This window comes from Klebsiella sp. 4_1_44FAA (genome assembly GCF_000238715.1).
Taxonomy (GTDB): Bacteria; Pseudomonadota; Gammaproteobacteria; order Enterobacterales; family Enterobacteriaceae; genus Klebsiella; species Klebsiella pneumoniae.
Map to the genome: position 1 here is coordinate 417,589 of NZ_JH414799.1, position 14,205 is coordinate 431,793.

A 14,205-nucleotide genomic window follows, 5' to 3' on the forward strand; every position below is an offset into this window, starting at 1 on the left:
TGGAAATTCCTGGTATATCAGCATTGTACCCGGCGGCGCGATGCCGACCGGGCCCGGGTGAGGAGTCGGTCATCCGGGCAGACAAGGCCGCCGTACCCGGTGACAAAACCCGCTTACTTGGTCACGTTATCGTACCAGACCATGTCGGCGTTCAGTCCCTGCTGATAGCCCTTCACGTTGTCACGCACCACGATCTGGGTTTTCCCCTGGTCAATAAAGACGTACGGCGAATGCTGGAGCAGGGTTTCCTGCATCGTTTTGTACAGGCCGAGGCGTTTCGCCGGGTCCGGCTCCGCCACCGCGGCGAGGGTGGCTTTATTCAGCTCAGGGATCTGCCAGCCGTTGAGCCCGGCCACGGTGCTGGATTTACCATCGTTCCAGGCAAAGGCGCTGGCATTGGAGTGGGCATCAAAGTAGTCCGGGATCCACAGGCGGATCGCCGCCTGATGCTGCTTCGCGCGCACCCGGGCATAGACCTGGCTGCCGGCGGCCGGCAGGAGATCCACCTTCACCCCGCCCTGGGCAAAGCTGGCCTGCAGCGATTGGGCGATGGTGATAAACGGCGGTTTGTTCTCCACATCGAGGGTGAAGTGGGCATCCTTAATGCCCGCTTTATCGAGGATAGCCTTAGCTTTTTGCGGATCAAAGGTGAACGGATTAGTCTCCAGCGCCCCCGGCAGGCCGGCCGGCAGGAAGCTTTGGTGAATAAAGTACTGGCCTTTCAGCAGATTTTTGGTGATGCCATCATAATCAACCAGCCAGCGCGCCGCCTCCCAGAAGGCCGGATTATTGAGCAGCGGGTTGGCGCTGTTGGCGGTATTAAACACCAGGTAGTTCTGCTCGGCGGACGGGATGCTCAGCACCTTCACGCCGGGTTTATCCTGCAGGGCGGCAATCTGGTCAGCGCCGAGATCGCGCGCCACGTCGGCATCCCCCTGCTGGATCAGCAGGCGGCGGGAAGCCGGGTCGGGGACGTTTTTAATAATGATGCTCTTGATCTTCGGCGCGCCGGTGGGGGAGCTGGCGTTGGCCTCCAGCACGATGGCCTGATGCGGCTGGTAGACGCGCATTTTATAGGCCCCGCTGCCCGCCGAGTGCATCTTCAGCCAGTCGTTGCCGAAGTCATTATTTTTCGCGTTCGGCGCCACCTGTTTTTCATCAACGATAGAGGCGATGGGGGTGGAGAGAATATTCAGCGCCACCGCCGGGCTGACGTCGGCGGTCCAGTGCAGCGTCAGGGTATGGTCATCAACCTTTTTCAGCTGGCTGGCGATGTTGTCCGGCTGCCAGCCGAGCACGTTGAGAATAAACGCTGGCGATTTATTCAGCGTCACCGCGCGGGTGTAAGAGAAAATCACATCTTCCGGGCGCAGCGGATTACCGGAGGCGAATTTGGCATCCGGCTTCAGTTTAATGGTCAGGGTTTTCGCCGCCGGATCGGCCTGCCAGCTTTCGGCGAGGATCGGCACGATTTTTTCAGGGTTGTTGCGGTCGGGCTGCACCAGACGCTGATAGAGGCTGGGGACCGTCTGAATGCTGGAGAGTTCGTTCGCTTCCGCCGGGTCGAGGCTGACGATATCGTCGAGACCCTGGGCGACCACCAGCGTGTTGGGCGGCGTGGCGGCATGCGCGGCGGCGGAGAGCGCCGACAGTAGCAGTAAAGGCAACAGTTTTTTGGTCATGTGCAATCCCTGAAGAATGGTTATTTTATTGTTTTATGCCTCGCTACGTTAGGCCGCTTGCCATAAGGCGTAAAGTCAAAATAAGGATATCCTTATGCTAAAAACGCATATTCAAGAACGACAGGTTATTGCCGGTCGCGCAGAAGCGCCTTTCTCCGCTGCGGGGTTTTTGCTATAACGCATTGTCTATTGCGAGGAGGTGGGTGTGCCGGAAATTAATGAGTATGGCCAGCAGGTGAACGACCTGGTCCCTGGCTGGCAGGGGGCGCAAGTCCTGCGGCGGACGGCGTTAAATGGCCGTTTTTGCCGCCTGGAGCCGCTGGACGTTGACCGTCATGCGGCGGATCTGTTTGCCGCCTATGCGCTCGGCGACAACAGCGACTGGACGTGGCTGGCGTCTACGCGGCCGGAGAGCGTGGCGGCGACCGCCCACTGGATCGCGGGCAAGGTGAATGATGATGCCCTGGTGCCGTATGCGGTGGTTGACCTGCGTAGCGAGCAGGCGGTGGGCATCGTCAGCTATATGGCGATCGAGCGGGAAATGGGCACGGTTGAGATCGGCCATGTCACCTGGTCGCGACGGATGAAAAACACCCCGCTGGGTACCGAAGCGGTCTGGCTGCTGCTCAAAAACGGCTTTGACCATGGCTATCGTCGGCTGGAGTGGAAATGCGATTCGATGAATGTCGCCTCGCGCCGCGCCGCCGAGCGGCTGGGCTTTAGCTGGGAAGGACGTCTGCGGCAGAGGCTGGTGCGTAAAGGGCGGACGCGCGACAGCGATATGCTGTCCATCATCGACGGCGAGTGGCCTGCGCGCGATGCGGCGCTGCGGGCGTGGCTGGCGGCGGAGAACTTTACTGCCGACGGTCAGCAGATTAAGCGCCTGGAGGCGTTTCGCTAACATCAACCTATGGGGTCAAAACCCGGAACGGCACCCCGGTCGCGCTGCGCTTACCGGGGCTACGTTACATCGCCTCAGGGTAGGCCGGGCAAGGCGTAGTCGCCGCCCGGCATTGACCTGTTAGCGGCGAACCGGCGCGTCGCCAGCGACATAATACGTCGCGGTGCTGCGCGGCAGCGGCTGGCGGCCGCGAATGGCGTCGGCCATCTTCTCGCCGATCATAATGGTGGTGGCGTTGAGGTTGCCGGTGATGATCTGCGGCATGATCGAGGCGTCGACCACCCGCAATCCTTCCAGACCGTGGACGCGGCCCTCGCCATCGACCACCGCCATCTCGTCGTAACCCATCTTACAGGTCCCGCACGGGTGGAACGCGGTCTCGGCGTGGTTGCGCACAAACTCATCCAGTTCGGCATCGCTCTGGCATTCTATTCCCGGACTGATTTCGCGGCCGCGATACTTATCCAGCGCCGGCTGGTTCATGATCTCCCGGGTAATGCGGATGGCGTCGCGGAACTCCTGCCAGTCCTGCTCATGGGACATATAGTTAAACAGGATCGCCGGATGGGCGTGCGGGTCGCGCGACTTCAGGCGCACGTGGCCGCGGCTGGGCGAACGCATCGAGCCGACGTGGCACTGGAAGCCGTGCTCTTTCACCGCGTTGGAGCCATTGTAGTTAATCGCCACCGGCAGGAAGTGGTACTGAATGTTCGGCCAGGCGAACTCTGCGCGGCTGCGGATAAAACCGCCCGCTTCGAACTGGTTGCTGGCGCCGATGCCGGTGCCGCCGAACAGCCACTCGGCGCCGATCTTCGGCTGGTTCCACCACTGTAGCGCCGGGTAGAGCGATACCGGCTCTTTGCACTCGTACTGCAGATACATCTCCAGATGGTCCTGCAGGTTCTCACCCACGCCGGGGAGATCGTGCACCACCGGGATATCGAACTGCCTGAGCAGCTCCGGGTTACCCACGCCGGAGCGCTGCAGGATCTGCGGCGAGGCAATCGCCCCGGCGCACAGCAGCACCTCTTTGTTGGCCGTCGCTTTTGACGGGATCGTGCTCTCTCCCTCCAGCCACTCGACGCCCACCGCGCGCTTGCCGGCAAAAATAATGTGATCGGTCAGCGCATGGGTGCGGATGGTCAGGTTCGGGCGACCGCGCGCCTGGTCGAGATAGCCGCGGGCGGTGCTGGCGCGACGGCCCTGCGGCGTCACGGTGCGGTCCATCGGGCCAAAGCCTTCCTGCTGGTAGCCGTTGAGATCGTCGGTACGCGGATAGCCCGCCTGCACCCCGGCTTCAACCATCGCCTCGAAGAGCGGATTATTGCCCGGCTTCGGTGTCGTCACGCTCACCGGGCCATCGCCGCCGTGGTAGTCGTTAGGCCCGATATCGCGGGTTTCCGCTTTCCGGTAGTAGGGCAGGCAGTCGAGATAGCTCCAGTGTTCCAGACCCGGCTCTTTGGCCCAGTTATCCAGATCCATCGCGTTACCGCGAATGTAGCACATGCCGTTGATCAGCGAGGATCCGCCGAGCCCTTTGCCGCGTCCGCACTCCATGCGGCGATTGTTCATGTACGGCTCCGGTTCGGTTTCGTAGGCCCAGTTGTAGCGCTTGCCCTGCAGCGGATAAGCCAGCGCGGCGGGCATCTGGGTGCGGAAATCGAACCGGTAGTCAGGGCCGCCGGCTTCCAGCAGCAGGACGGTGGTGTTTGGATCTTCAGTCAGTCGTGTTGCCAGAACGTTGCCGGCGGAGCCGGCACCAATAATGATGTAGTCAAATTGCAAAAAAACCTCCCGGTTAAAATATGGACTGGAATTTACCCATCTCAACCTGGATGGACTTCACCTGGGTGTAACTCTGCAGCGTCATGACGCCGTTCTCGCGGCCAATGCCGGAGTGTTTGTAGCCGCCAACCGGCATTTCCGCCGGGGATTCCCCCCAGCTGTTGATCCAGCAGATGCCGGCTTCCAGCTGGTGGATAATTCGGTGAGCGCGGTTGAGGTTGGGCGTCACCACGCCGGCGGCGAGGCCGTATTCGGTGGCGTTGGCGCGGCGAATGACCTCCGCTTCGTCGGCATAGCTGAGGATCGACATCACCGGGCCGAAGATCTCTTCACGCACGATGGTCATCTCGTCGCTGCAATCGGTAAACACCGTCGGGGCGACCCACGCGCCGTTATCGAAACCGTCGCCTTTCAGCGCCTCGCCGCCGCACAGCAGGCGCGCGCCTTCGCGTTTGCCGCTCTCGATATAGCGCAGAACGTTGTCGCGATGGGGGAAGCTGACCAGCGGGCCGAAGTTGGTGTCGTCGGCAAACAGATCGCCGGCGCGGATGCGGGCCACCCGCTCGAGGATCTTGTGCTCGAATTCCGCCTTCCGTTTCGCCGGGACAAACACCCGGGTGCCGTTGGTGCACACCTGGCCGGAGCTGTAAAAGTTGGCCATCATGGCAATATCGGCGGCGAGGTCGAGGTCGGCATCGTCGGCGATAATCAGCGGCGATTTGCCGCCCAGCTCCATGGTGACCTCTTTCAGTGATGAAGCGGCCGAGTTGGCCATTACTTTTTTGCCGCTGGCGACGCCGCCGGTGAAGGATATTTTGGCGATGTCCGGATGCTCGGTCAGATACTGGCCGGTTTCCGCGCCGATCCCTGGCAGGACGTTAAACACCCCGTCCGGCAGGCCCGCTTCGCTGTAAATTTCCGCCAGCTTGAGGGCGGTCAGCGGGGTGACTTCGCTCGGTTTGAAAATCATCGCATTGCCAGCGGCCAGCGCTGGCGCCGATTTCCACAGGGCGATCTGGATCGGGTAGTTCCACGCGCCGATCCCGGCTACCACCCCCAGCGGTTCGCGACGGGTGTAGACGAAGGAACTGTCGCGCAGCGGGATCTGGCTGCCTTCCAGCGCCGGGATCAATCCGGCGTAATATTCCAGCACGTCGGCGCCGGTGACGATATCAACGGCGGCGGTTTCGCTGAGGGGTTTCCCGGTATCCAGGGTCTCCAGTCGCGCCAGCTCGTCGTTGCGCTGGCGCAGAAGGTCGACGGCGCGACGCAGGATGCGCGAGCGTTCCATGGCGGTCATCGCCGCCCAGATTTTTTGCCCACGCTGCGCGCTCTCAACGGCGCGGTCGACATCCTCGCGTCCGGCAGCCTGAACGGTCGCCAGCACCTCGCCAGTGGCAGGGTTGATGGTCTCGAAGGTGCGACCGCTGGTGGCCGATGTATAACCACCATTAATATAAAGCTGCTGTTCTGCCATTCGGGACATAACGCCTCCTCGGTTATGGGTTCGGTAAATGCTGACGAATAAAGTGGCTGGTCAGCGACTGCGCCAGCGTTTTATCCAGCGGTTTGCCGCTGAGCGCCGCCCGCAGCCACAGGCCGTCTATCAGCGCCGCCAGCCCGTAGCCGGCCTCCTGCGCCTGCTCGCGCGGCAGCTCGCGGCGGAATTCGTACACCAGGTTCGACAGCAGGCGACGGCTGCTGACCTGCTGTAACCGATAAAGCATCGGCTGGTGCATGCTGCTGGCCCAAAAGGCCAGCCAGGCCTTCATCGCCGCGCTGCTGATCTGCGTCTCATCAAAGTTGCCGCCGACAATCGCCTGCAGACGCTGGCTGGCGCTGCCGTCCGGCAGAGCGTGCAGACGGTTGAGCACCGCGTCGCGCAGCTGGCTGGTGATGTCGCGCATGGTCGCCTCCAGCAGACCATTTTTGTCTTTGAAATAGTGACTGATGATCCCCGTCGATACGCCCGCCCGCCGGGCAATTTGCGCGATGGTCGCGTCGTGCATTCCGACTTCATTTATTGCGTCCAGCGTGGCGTCGATCAGCTGCCTGCGCCGGATCGGCTGCATCCCCAGTTTGGGCATTTTTGCCACTCCATTCATCAGCGTTGGTTAACTATTAAAGCGGTTTTTGATTGGACGTTCAATATAAAATGTGTCTTAATTGTTGCGGATTTGGATTTTAATAGTTACAAAAACAGTGGGGATACTGGATGACAGATCTTTCGCAAAGCAGAGAAAAGGACAAAATCAATCCGGTGGTTTTTTATACCTCGGCCGGACTGATTTTGTTGTTTTCCCTGATGACGATCTTTTTTCGCGATTTTTCTGCCGAGTGGATTGGGCGCACCCTGGACTGGGTGTCGAAAACCTTCGGCTGGTACTATCTGCTGGCGGCGACGCTGTATATCGTCTTCGTCGTCTGCATTGCCTGCTCGCGCTTCGGCTCGGTGAAGCTCGGGCCGGAGCAGTCAAAGCCCGAGTTCAGCCTGCTGAGCTGGGCGGCGATGCTGTTCGCCGCCGGCATCGGCATCGACCTGATGTTCTTCTCAGTCGCCGAGCCGGTGACGCAATATATGCAGCCGCCGGAAGGGGCGGGGCAGACCATCGAGGCGGCGCGCCAGGCGATGGTCTGGACCCTGTTTCACTATGGCTTAACCGGTTGGTCAATGTATGCCCTGATGGGCATGGCGCTGGGATACTTTAGCTATCGTTATAATTTGCCGCTCACCATCCGCTCGGCGCTGTACCCGATTTTTGGCAAACGGATCAATGGGCCCATCGGCCACAGCGTCGATATTGCGGCGGTGATCGGCACCATCTTCGGCATCGCCACCACCCTCGGTATCGGCGTCGTGCAGCTCAACTACGGTCTGAGCGTGCTGTTCGATATTCCGGACTCGCTGGCGGCGAAAGCGGCCCTGATTGCGCTGTCGGTGATCATCGCCACCATCTCGGTCACCTCCGGGGTGGACAAGGGCATCCGCGTGCTCTCCGAACTGAACGTCGCCCTCGCGCTGGGGCTGATCCTGTTCGTGCTGTTCATGGGCGATACCTCCTTCCTGCTCAATGCGTTAGTGCTCAACGTCGGCGACTACGTCAATCGCTTTATGGGCATGACGCTGAACAGCTTCGCCTTCGACCGGCCGGTGGAATGGATGAACAACTGGACGCTCTTTTTCTGGGCGTGGTGGGTGGCCTGGTCGCCGTTTGTGGGCCTGTTCCTGGCGCGCATTTCGCGCGGGCGCACCATCCGCCAGTTTGTGATGGGCACCCTGATTATTCCCTTCACCTTTACGCTGCTGTGGCTGTCGGTGTTCGGCAACAGCGCGCTGTATGAGATCATCCACGGCGACGCGGCCTTTGCCCAGGAGGCGATGGCCCACCCGGAGCGCGGTTTCTATAGCCTGCTGGCGCAGTATCCGGCGTTTACCTTTAGCGCGTCGGTGGCGACCATCACCGGTCTGCTGTTTTACGTTACCTCCGCCGACTCCGGCGCGCTGGTGCTGGGGAACTTCACCTCGAAGCTGAAGGACATCAACAGCGACGCCCCGAACTGGCTGCGCATCTTCTGGTCGGTGGCCATCGGTCTGCTGACCCTCGGGATGCTGATGACCAACGGCATCTCGGCGCTGCAGAACACCACGGTGATCATGGGGCTGCCGTTCAGCTTTGTGATTTTCTTCGTGATGGCCGGACTGTATAAATCTCTGAAAGTGGAAGATTACCGCCGGGTCAGCGCCAGCCGCGACACCGCCCCGCGCCCGATGGGCCTCCAGGATCGTCTGAGCTGGAAGAAGCGCCTGTCGCGGCTGATGAATTACCCCGGCACGCGCTATACCAAACTGATGATGGAGACGGTGTGCTACCCGGCGATGGAGGAGGTGGCCCAGGAGCTGCGGCTGCGCGGCGCGGCGGTGGAACTGAAGAGCCTGCCGCCGGAAGAGGGTGAGAACCTTGGCCACCTCGATCTGCTGGTGCACATGGGCGACGAGCAGAACTTTATCTACAAGATCTGGCCGCAGCAGTACTCGGTGCCGGGCTTTACCTATCGGGCGCGCAGCGGGAAATCCACCTATTACCGGCTGGAGACCTTCCTGCTGGAGGGCAGTCAGGGTAACGACCTGATGGACTACAGCAAAGAGCAGGTGATCACCGATATTCTCGACCAGTACGAGCGGCACCTGAACTTTATCCATCTGCATCGGGAAGCGCCGGGGAACAGCGTGATGTTCCCGGATGGCTAATCAGGGAAGCCCCCGTCGGGGAAAGGCTGACGGGGGCGATGGTCGTTACTGGTAGTTAAAGGCGTCCGGATGGTTGTCGAGGCTGCCGCTGAGGGCGGCAAACAGCACGGTTTTGCCATCGATGGACAGGGCATCGCTGACGTTAAGCCAGGTCAGCTTCTCCTGGTCGGTTTTTTCATCGACCACTGAGTAAACGCCGGACATCTGTTTGCTTTTTTCCGACCAGATCACCGCGATACGTTCATGGCCGCAGTCGTGGGGTTTGCAGGCGCTTAACACCTGCCAGGATTCGCTACCCAGTTTCACCGTCTGCGCGGGCGAACCGGTGCCGCCGGTGGTCACCCAGGCGGGCAGCTGATGGCCTTTGACCATCTGGTTAAACGACGCCCGGGTGGCGGCATCGTGAGCCAGACTGTTCAGCGTGACATCGCTTTGCGCCATAACGCTGGCGGAGGCGGCTAAGGCGACGATAGCGGTAAGAGCTTTAAACATGTTTCCTCCTGGACTTATTCCGTCCTCATAACAAGCCTCTTTATAGTGAGCGTAGAGAATGATTAATGCAAACTCTGACATATTTTCTGTGAATGATTAGAGGCGGTGCGCGCATGGACGTTACGCTAAGCGATATGCCATGATGCGGATTGATTTATTTTCCAAATATATGCCCTTGGGATAAAGCAGTTAGCGAAGTGGCATAGTTATTCAGGCGATAAAGCATGGCGTATGTGAATCATCTACTGACGTTTATTGAGAGTAATCCGGCGCTGGCGGTGGGGTTTAATCTTATTCTGCTGCTGCTCTCCGGCATATTTGCCCATCTTTTATGCAAGTTCTTGCTGATTAAAGTGGTGCGTAAGGTCTTCTTTAGTAGCCACAAACAGGATGTGCCGCTGGAGAAGGATCGACGCATCGCCGAAAAGCTGTCCAATTTCATTCCGGTTATTATCGTCTATTACGTTCTGCAGTTTATGCCGGCGATGCCGGCATCGCTGGTGACGGCGATTAATACTATCTGCGGGATCTTGTTTTTTATTTTTATGTCGGTGTTTTTCAACGAGATGCTGGATATTGTCAACAGTTCCTATCTGCGAAAGACCAAACGTAAAAATCATTCCATTAAGGGCTATATCCAGATAGGCAAAATCTTAGTCCACATCCTGGCGGCGATTATGATCCTCGCCGTGATGTCGAACAAATCGCCGATCATTATTATCTCCAGTCTGGGGGCCGTGGCGGCGGTACTGATGATCGTGTTCCAGCATACTCTGCTGTCGCTGGTGGCGAACGTTCAGCTGTCGTCCAACGACGTGCTCCAGCTGGGGGACTGGATTGAAATGCCTGACAAGAACCTCAGCGGTGAGGTGACGGATATCGCGCTGCACACCATTACCATCCGCAACTGGGACAATACCATCTCCCGTATCCCGACCAAGAATTTCCTCACCGAGACCTATACCAACTGGCAGGCGATGTTCTCCTCCGGGGCGCGGCGGATCATGCGCAGTATCGCCATCGATCAACACTCGGTGCGTTTTCTCGACCAGGAGATGCTCTCCTCGATGCTGACCATCCGCGGGGTGAGTGAGCCTTTGGGCACGCTGCTTGACGGCCGGGATCCCGGCGGCGTGGCCGACCGCTGGTTTATCGATAACGGGCTGACCAACCTGACCCTGTTTCGCCACTATCTGATGCACTATCTCGCCGAGCGGCCGGATATTATTAAAGAGATGTACATTGTGGCGAGAACGCTGAAACCGTCGCCCTCGGGCATTCCGTTGGAGATTTACTGCTTCACCTCCTCAACGCTTTGGAAAGACTACGAAAACACCCAGTCGGCGATATTTGAGTACATTACTGCGGTGGCCGGACAGTTTTCCCTGCGCCTCTATCAGTATCCCGCCGGGCACGATTTTTGGCGTCTCTCCCAGGAGTACGCCGCCCGGGCGGGCCTGCCGCCGTCGGCCGAAGGCTAAGCGCTGATCTGCTGGCGCCAGAGGGCGATCTCCTCCTCCAGCCAGGCGATGAACCGGGCGACTTCCGGCCGGTTCTCCGCCTGCGGGGAGACGGTTAGCCAGTAGTGCCAGGGGTAGGGGACGGTGACGGCGGTGAGCTGCACCAGCTCGCCGCGGGCTATCGCCCCCGCCACCAGGGAGCGCCGCTCCAGCGCCACGCCGGCCCCCAGACGAACCGCCTCCAGCACCAGATTGGAGTCGTTCAGGCGCAGGCCCGCGGGGACGATCGGCTTTTCCAGCCCCGCCTGGCTGCACCAGGCATGCCAGGACTCCATGGAAAAAATGATATCGCTGGCGGCGATCGCCTGCGGGGTGGTCGGCAGGTTACCGCCGCGATAGCCGGGGGCGGCGACCACCAGCTGTTCATCGGCAAACAGATGCCGGCTTTCCATCCCCTCCCAGTCGCCTTGCCCCATGCGTATGGCCAGATCGATACCCTCCTGTTGCAGGTTAACCACCGCCAGGCTGGTCAGCAGGCGCACCGCGATCTGCGGATGCCGCGCCTGAAAGCGCGCCAGCCGAGGCAGCAGCCAGTGGCAGCCAAAGGAGGGGAGCGTCGCCAGGGTCACTTCCAGGGTGCGGGGTTTGATCTGCACCATGCGCGTGGCGTCGGCGATGTGCTGTAACGCCTCGCGGATTTGCAGGGCATAGAGCCGTCCTTCTTCCGTGATGCGCACTCCGCGGCCGTGGCGGATAAAGAGCGTGACGCCGACCAGGGCTTCCAGCTGTTTGATGTGCTGGCTGACCGCCGAATGGGTCACGCTCAACTCGTGGGCGGCCTGCGTTACGCTGCCGAGGCGCGCCACCGCTTCAAAGCTGCGCAGGCTGGCGACAGGGGGAAAATCTGCCATGGTGGTTTCTCTGTCAGTGAGTCGATACGTTAACGTTACTACCGGGTTAGCGGCTTTTAAAGCCGCTGCAAACAAGCTGAAAAGGAGCCAAATGCCGCCTCAGTCGGTATAGCACAAGGGGAACTGGAGGGCTACCGCGAATCTCCAATCTGTTAGTTTGACTAACCATTGCGGTAAGTATCCCGTGATATTCGCGGCATCGGTTTTCCAGTAAGGTAAAGCCGCAACCCCTTTATCGCAGGCAGGAGTGACGATGAAACTCATTGGTATGATGGATTCACCTTATGTAAGACGCGTGGCGGTTTCTCTGGCGCTCTATGGCGTGGAATTCGAGAGCCTGCCGCTATCGGTCTTTAGCGGCTTTGACGAATTTTCCCGCATTAATCCGGTGGTCAAGGCGCCGACGGTGGTGCTCGATAACGGGACGCAGCTGATGGACTCCACGCTGCTCCTCCACTATTTCGAAACGACCAATCCGGCCGGGCGCCGGCTGCTTCCCGCGCATCCCGAGGCGCTGGCCCGCGATCTGCACCTGCTGGGGGTGATCCTCGCCGCCTGTGAAAAAGCGGTCCAGCATGTTTATGAGCACCGTCTGCGGCCGGAAGAGAAGCAGCACCAGCCGTGGATAGCCCGGGTGACCGGCCAGCTGCTGGCCGCCTGCCGGGAGTGGGACGCCCGGCTGGCAGACCGCGCCGCCGCCGCGCAGCCGGATCAGGTGCTGGTCACCAGCACGGTGGTCTGGTCCTTTATCCAGTTGATGATCCCGGCGGTGGTGTCGGCCGCGGCGTTTCCGCATATTCGCGCGCTGGCGGAGAAGGGGGAGGCGCTGCCGGCGTTTCAACAGTATCCGCTGGGTTAACGGCAGGGGTGGAGAGGGGCGCCGCAGCGTGGCGCCCTGAAGCAGGAGAGGATCACCAGCAGACAAACCCGCCGTCGACCACCAGGTCTACGCCGGTGCAGAACGAGGCGGCGTCGCTGGCGAGGAACAGCGCCGGGCCGGCCATCTCTTCCACCTTCGCCATCCGCTGCATCGGCGTCTGGCTTTCAAACTCGCGGGTCTGGTGCACCATCTCCGGACGGGTATTCATCGGCGTGGCGGTATATCCCGGACTGATGGAATTGACGCGGATCCCTTTGCCCACCCACTCCATCGCCAGGCTTTTCGACAGATGGATCACGCCGGCTTTGGAGCAGTTGTAATGCGCCTGGTCGAGGCCGCGGTTAACAATAATCCCCGACATCGAGGCGATATTGATAATCGACCCGCCGCCGGACTCCAGCATCAGTTCCGCTTCCGCTTTGCAGGAGTTCCATACGCCAGTGAGATTGATATCGATCACCCGCTGCCATTGCTCGCTCTCCATCTCCAGGGCCGGATTGGCGTTGGCGATCCCGGCGGCGTTAACGGCGATATCGAGGCGGCCATAGCGGCTTTTGGCCAGCGCGACGGCGGCGCGCAGGTCGGCAATCTGGCGGACATCGCCGTTATAAGAGCAAGCCTGACCGCCGATGGATTCAATATGGCTGACCGTTTCCGCCAGCCCGCCGTCGTCGCGAAGATCAAAACAGACTACCCGTGCACCCGCGCTGGCGAGGCTGCAGGCGATGGTCTGTCCGATGCCGCTGCCGGCGCCGGTGACGAAGGCGACGCGATCCCGCAGGCTAAATAGGTGTTGTGCAAAGTCTTTACCGATCATAATGTTTATTCTCTTCAATATAGTGTCGAACGTCGGGAGCCTGGCTTCCCGGATGGTGGTGCGCCGCGCCTTATCCGGGCTACCTTTCGGCGGTGTTACGTAGCCCCGGTAAGCGTAGCGCCACCGGGGGGCCGTCCCGGAGTGGTAGCGCCAATTCGGGACGCCTTATTCGGGCGATGGGGCCCGCTAACCCGCGGGGATTACGACATAATCAAACCGCCATCGATATTGATGGTCTGCCCGGTGAGATAGCGCGCGTCGTCGGAGGCGAGGAAGGCCACCAGCCCGGCCACGTCTTCCGGCTTACCGGCGCGTTTCATTGGGATCCCTTCGACCCATTCCGCCATCAGTTCGCCCTTGCCGTAGCGCTTCTGCTCGGTGCTGAGAATTTCGCCCCACACGCGGTCGTTGTAATCCCACATCTCGCTCTCAATGATGCCGGGGCAGAAGGCGTTGACGGTGATATTCCACGGTGCCAGCTCGTGCGCCAGGCTTTGGGTAATGCCGATCACGCCCATTTTGCTGGCGGCGTAGTGCGGCGTGTAGATAAACCCCTGTCGCCCCTGGCCGGAAGAGGTGTTGATCAGGCTGCCGTGATTCTGTTTCACCATATATTTGGCCGCCTCGCGGCAGCACAGCCACACGCCGGTGGTGTTGACCGCCAGCACTTTTTCGAAATCGGCTTTTGGCATCCGGTCGTAGTAATCGATGGTGATCACCCCGGCGTTCTGAATGGAGACGTCGATGGTGCCGAAGCGCGCGGCGGCCTGCTCATATAGCCCCTGAACCTGGGCTTCATCGGTGACATCGACCTGCAGCGATAAAATATCCGCCTGATAGCGCTGACGCAGGGTTTCGGCGGTCTCGTGAACGCGCTCGGCGTTGGAGACCATCACCAGATTCGCGCCGTCGCGGGCAAAGCGCTCGGCAATGCCTGCGCCGATGCCGCGGCAGGCGCCGGTGATCACCACCGTTTTGTTCTGGAAATCTCGTTGCATATTTTTTCCCTTTCGCTGAGCCGGGCACCA

General features: G+C 60.3%; 12 protein-coding genes and 1 pseudogene. 5 read left to right on the forward strand and 8 right to left on the reverse strand.

Annotation, left to right across the window (positions count from 1 at the left end; all coding sequences use genetic code 11):
• Window positions 1-113 precede the first annotated feature (113 nt).
• Window positions 114-1,682, reverse strand: a complete 1,569-nt coding sequence (locus HMPREF1024_RS18430; RefSeq protein WP_009308119.1) for an ABC transporter substrate-binding protein — start codon at window positions 1,680-1,682, stop codon at window positions 114-116.
• A gap of 205 nt (window positions 1,683-1,887) precedes the next feature.
• On the opposite strand from HMPREF1024_RS18430, the gene HMPREF1024_RS18425 reads away from it, so the two are divergent.
• Window positions 1,888-2,583 (forward strand): GNAT family N-acetyltransferase, encoded by a 696-nt coding sequence (locus HMPREF1024_RS18425; protein WP_002893466.1) that lies wholly within the window; start codon window positions 1,888-1,890, stop codon window positions 2,581-2,583.
• Between the two features lie 120 nt (window positions 2,584-2,703).
• On the opposite strand, the gene betA is transcribed toward HMPREF1024_RS18425, so the two are convergent.
• Genes betA through betI form a run of 3 tightly spaced genes read right to left on the reverse strand, consistent with a single transcriptional unit; the run spans window position 2,704 to window position 6,455 of the window.
• The gene (gene betA, locus HMPREF1024_RS18420) at window positions 2,704-4,368 is read right to left on the reverse strand and encodes a choline dehydrogenase (protein ID WP_004142489.1); all 1,665 of its coding nucleotides are present in this window, start codon (window positions 4,366-4,368) and stop codon (window positions 2,704-2,706) included.
• A 13-nt stretch (window positions 4,369-4,381) separates the two neighbouring features.
• On the reverse strand, window positions 4,382-5,854 hold the full coding sequence (gene betB / locus HMPREF1024_RS18415; RefSeq protein ID WP_004178943.1) for a betaine-aldehyde dehydrogenase: 1,473 nt from the start codon (window positions 5,852-5,854) through the stop codon (window positions 4,382-4,384).
• 13 nt (window positions 5,855-5,867) lie between these two features.
• Window positions 5,868-6,455 carry a transcriptional regulator BetI gene (gene betI / locus HMPREF1024_RS18410; RefSeq protein ID WP_004151671.1) on the reverse strand — a complete coding sequence of 196 codons (588 nt, stop codon included), beginning with the start codon at window positions 6,453-6,455 and terminating at the stop codon, window positions 5,868-5,870.
• Between the two features lie 128 nt (window positions 6,456-6,583).
• On the opposite strand from betI, the gene betT reads away from it, so the two are divergent.
• Entirely contained in the window at window positions 6,584-8,617 is a 2,034-nt protein-coding gene (gene betT / locus HMPREF1024_RS18405; protein WP_004142478.1) for a choline BCCT transporter BetT, read from the forward strand.
• A gap of 45 nt (window positions 8,618-8,662) precedes the next feature.
• On the opposite strand, the gene ivy is transcribed toward betT, so the two are convergent.
• Entirely contained in the window at window positions 8,663-9,109 is a 447-nt protein-coding gene (gene ivy / locus HMPREF1024_RS18400; RefSeq protein WP_004210923.1) for an Ivy family C-type lysozyme inhibitor, read from the reverse strand.
• 224 nt (window positions 9,110-9,333) lie between these two features.
• Here ivy and HMPREF1024_RS31740 point away from each other — a divergent pair.
• Window positions 9,334-9,754 (forward strand): annotated as a pseudogene (locus tag HMPREF1024_RS31740) (hypothetical protein).
• Window positions 9,755-9,861: 107 nt separating this feature from the next.
• Window positions 9,862-10,590: a mechanosensitive ion channel domain-containing protein gene (locus HMPREF1024_RS18395; protein ID WP_322972589.1), complete on the forward strand. Its 729-nt coding sequence runs from the start codon at window positions 9,862-9,864 to the stop codon at window positions 10,588-10,590.
• On the opposite strand, the gene HMPREF1024_RS18390 is transcribed toward HMPREF1024_RS18395, so the two are convergent.
• Window positions 10,587-11,480 carry a LysR substrate-binding domain-containing protein gene (locus HMPREF1024_RS18390; RefSeq protein ID WP_009308121.1) on the reverse strand — a complete coding sequence of 298 codons (894 nt, stop codon included), beginning with the start codon at window positions 11,478-11,480 and terminating at the stop codon, window positions 10,587-10,589. The two genes, HMPREF1024_RS18395 and HMPREF1024_RS18390, sit on opposite strands and share 4 nt — an antisense overlap.
• 253 nt (window positions 11,481-11,733) lie before the next feature.
• On the opposite strand from HMPREF1024_RS18390, the gene HMPREF1024_RS18385 reads away from it, so the two are divergent.
• The gene (locus HMPREF1024_RS18385) at window positions 11,734-12,339 is read left to right on the forward strand and encodes a glutathione S-transferase (RefSeq protein ID WP_009308122.1); all 606 of its coding nucleotides are present in this window, start codon (window positions 11,734-11,736) and stop codon (window positions 12,337-12,339) included.
• A gap of 52 nt (window positions 12,340-12,391) precedes the next feature.
• Here HMPREF1024_RS18385 and HMPREF1024_RS18380 read toward each other — a convergent pair whose 3' ends face one another.
• Together HMPREF1024_RS18380 and HMPREF1024_RS18375 are read right to left on the reverse strand one after the other, a co-directional pair.
• On the reverse strand, window positions 12,392-13,177 hold the full coding sequence (locus tag HMPREF1024_RS18380) for an SDR family oxidoreductase (RefSeq protein WP_004151668.1): 786 nt from the start codon (window positions 13,175-13,177) through the stop codon (window positions 12,392-12,394).
• Window positions 13,178-13,377: 200 nt separating this feature from the next.
• Window positions 13,378-14,175 carry an SDR family oxidoreductase gene (locus HMPREF1024_RS18375; RefSeq protein ID WP_002893589.1) on the reverse strand — a complete coding sequence of 266 codons (798 nt, stop codon included), beginning with the start codon at window positions 14,173-14,175 and terminating at the stop codon, window positions 13,378-13,380.
• Between the last annotated feature and the right edge of the window lie 30 nt (window positions 14,176-14,205).

Bases quoted from the DNA above. Each gene is read 5' to 3' on its own strand.
- betT (WP_004142478.1), top strand. From the start codon at position 6,584: ATGACAGATCTTTCGCAAAGCAGAGAAAAGGACAAAATCAATCCGGTG.
- betB (WP_004178943.1), bottom strand. From the start codon at position 5,854: ATGTCCCGAATGGCAGAACAGCAGCTTTATATTAATGGTGGTTATACA.
- HMPREF1024_RS18385 (WP_009308122.1), top strand. From the start codon at position 11,734: ATGAAACTCATTGGTATGATGGATTCACCTTATGTAAGACGCGTGGCG.
- HMPREF1024_RS18390 (WP_009308121.1), bottom strand. From the start codon at position 11,480: ATGGCAGATTTTCCCCCTGTCGCCAGCCTGCGCAGCTTTGAAGCGGTG.
- HMPREF1024_RS18375 (WP_002893589.1), bottom strand. From the start codon at position 14,175: ATGCAACGAGATTTCCAGAACAAAACGGTGGTGATCACCGGCGCCTGC.
- HMPREF1024_RS18430 (WP_009308119.1), bottom strand. From the start codon at position 1,682: ATGACCAAAAAACTGTTGCCTTTACTGCTACTGTCGGCGCTCTCCGCC.
- HMPREF1024_RS18380 (WP_004151668.1), bottom strand. From the start codon at position 13,177: ATGATCGGTAAAGACTTTGCACAACACCTATTTAGCCTGCGGGATCGC.
- ivy (WP_004210923.1), bottom strand. From the start codon at position 9,109: ATGTTTAAAGCTCTTACCGCTATCGTCGCCTTAGCCGCCTCCGCCAGC.
- betI (WP_004151671.1), bottom strand. From the start codon at position 6,455: ATGCCCAAACTGGGGATGCAGCCGATCCGGCGCAGGCAGCTGATCGAC.
- HMPREF1024_RS18395 (WP_322972589.1), top strand. From the start codon at position 9,862: ATGATCGTGTTCCAGCATACTCTGCTGTCGCTGGTGGCGAACGTTCAG.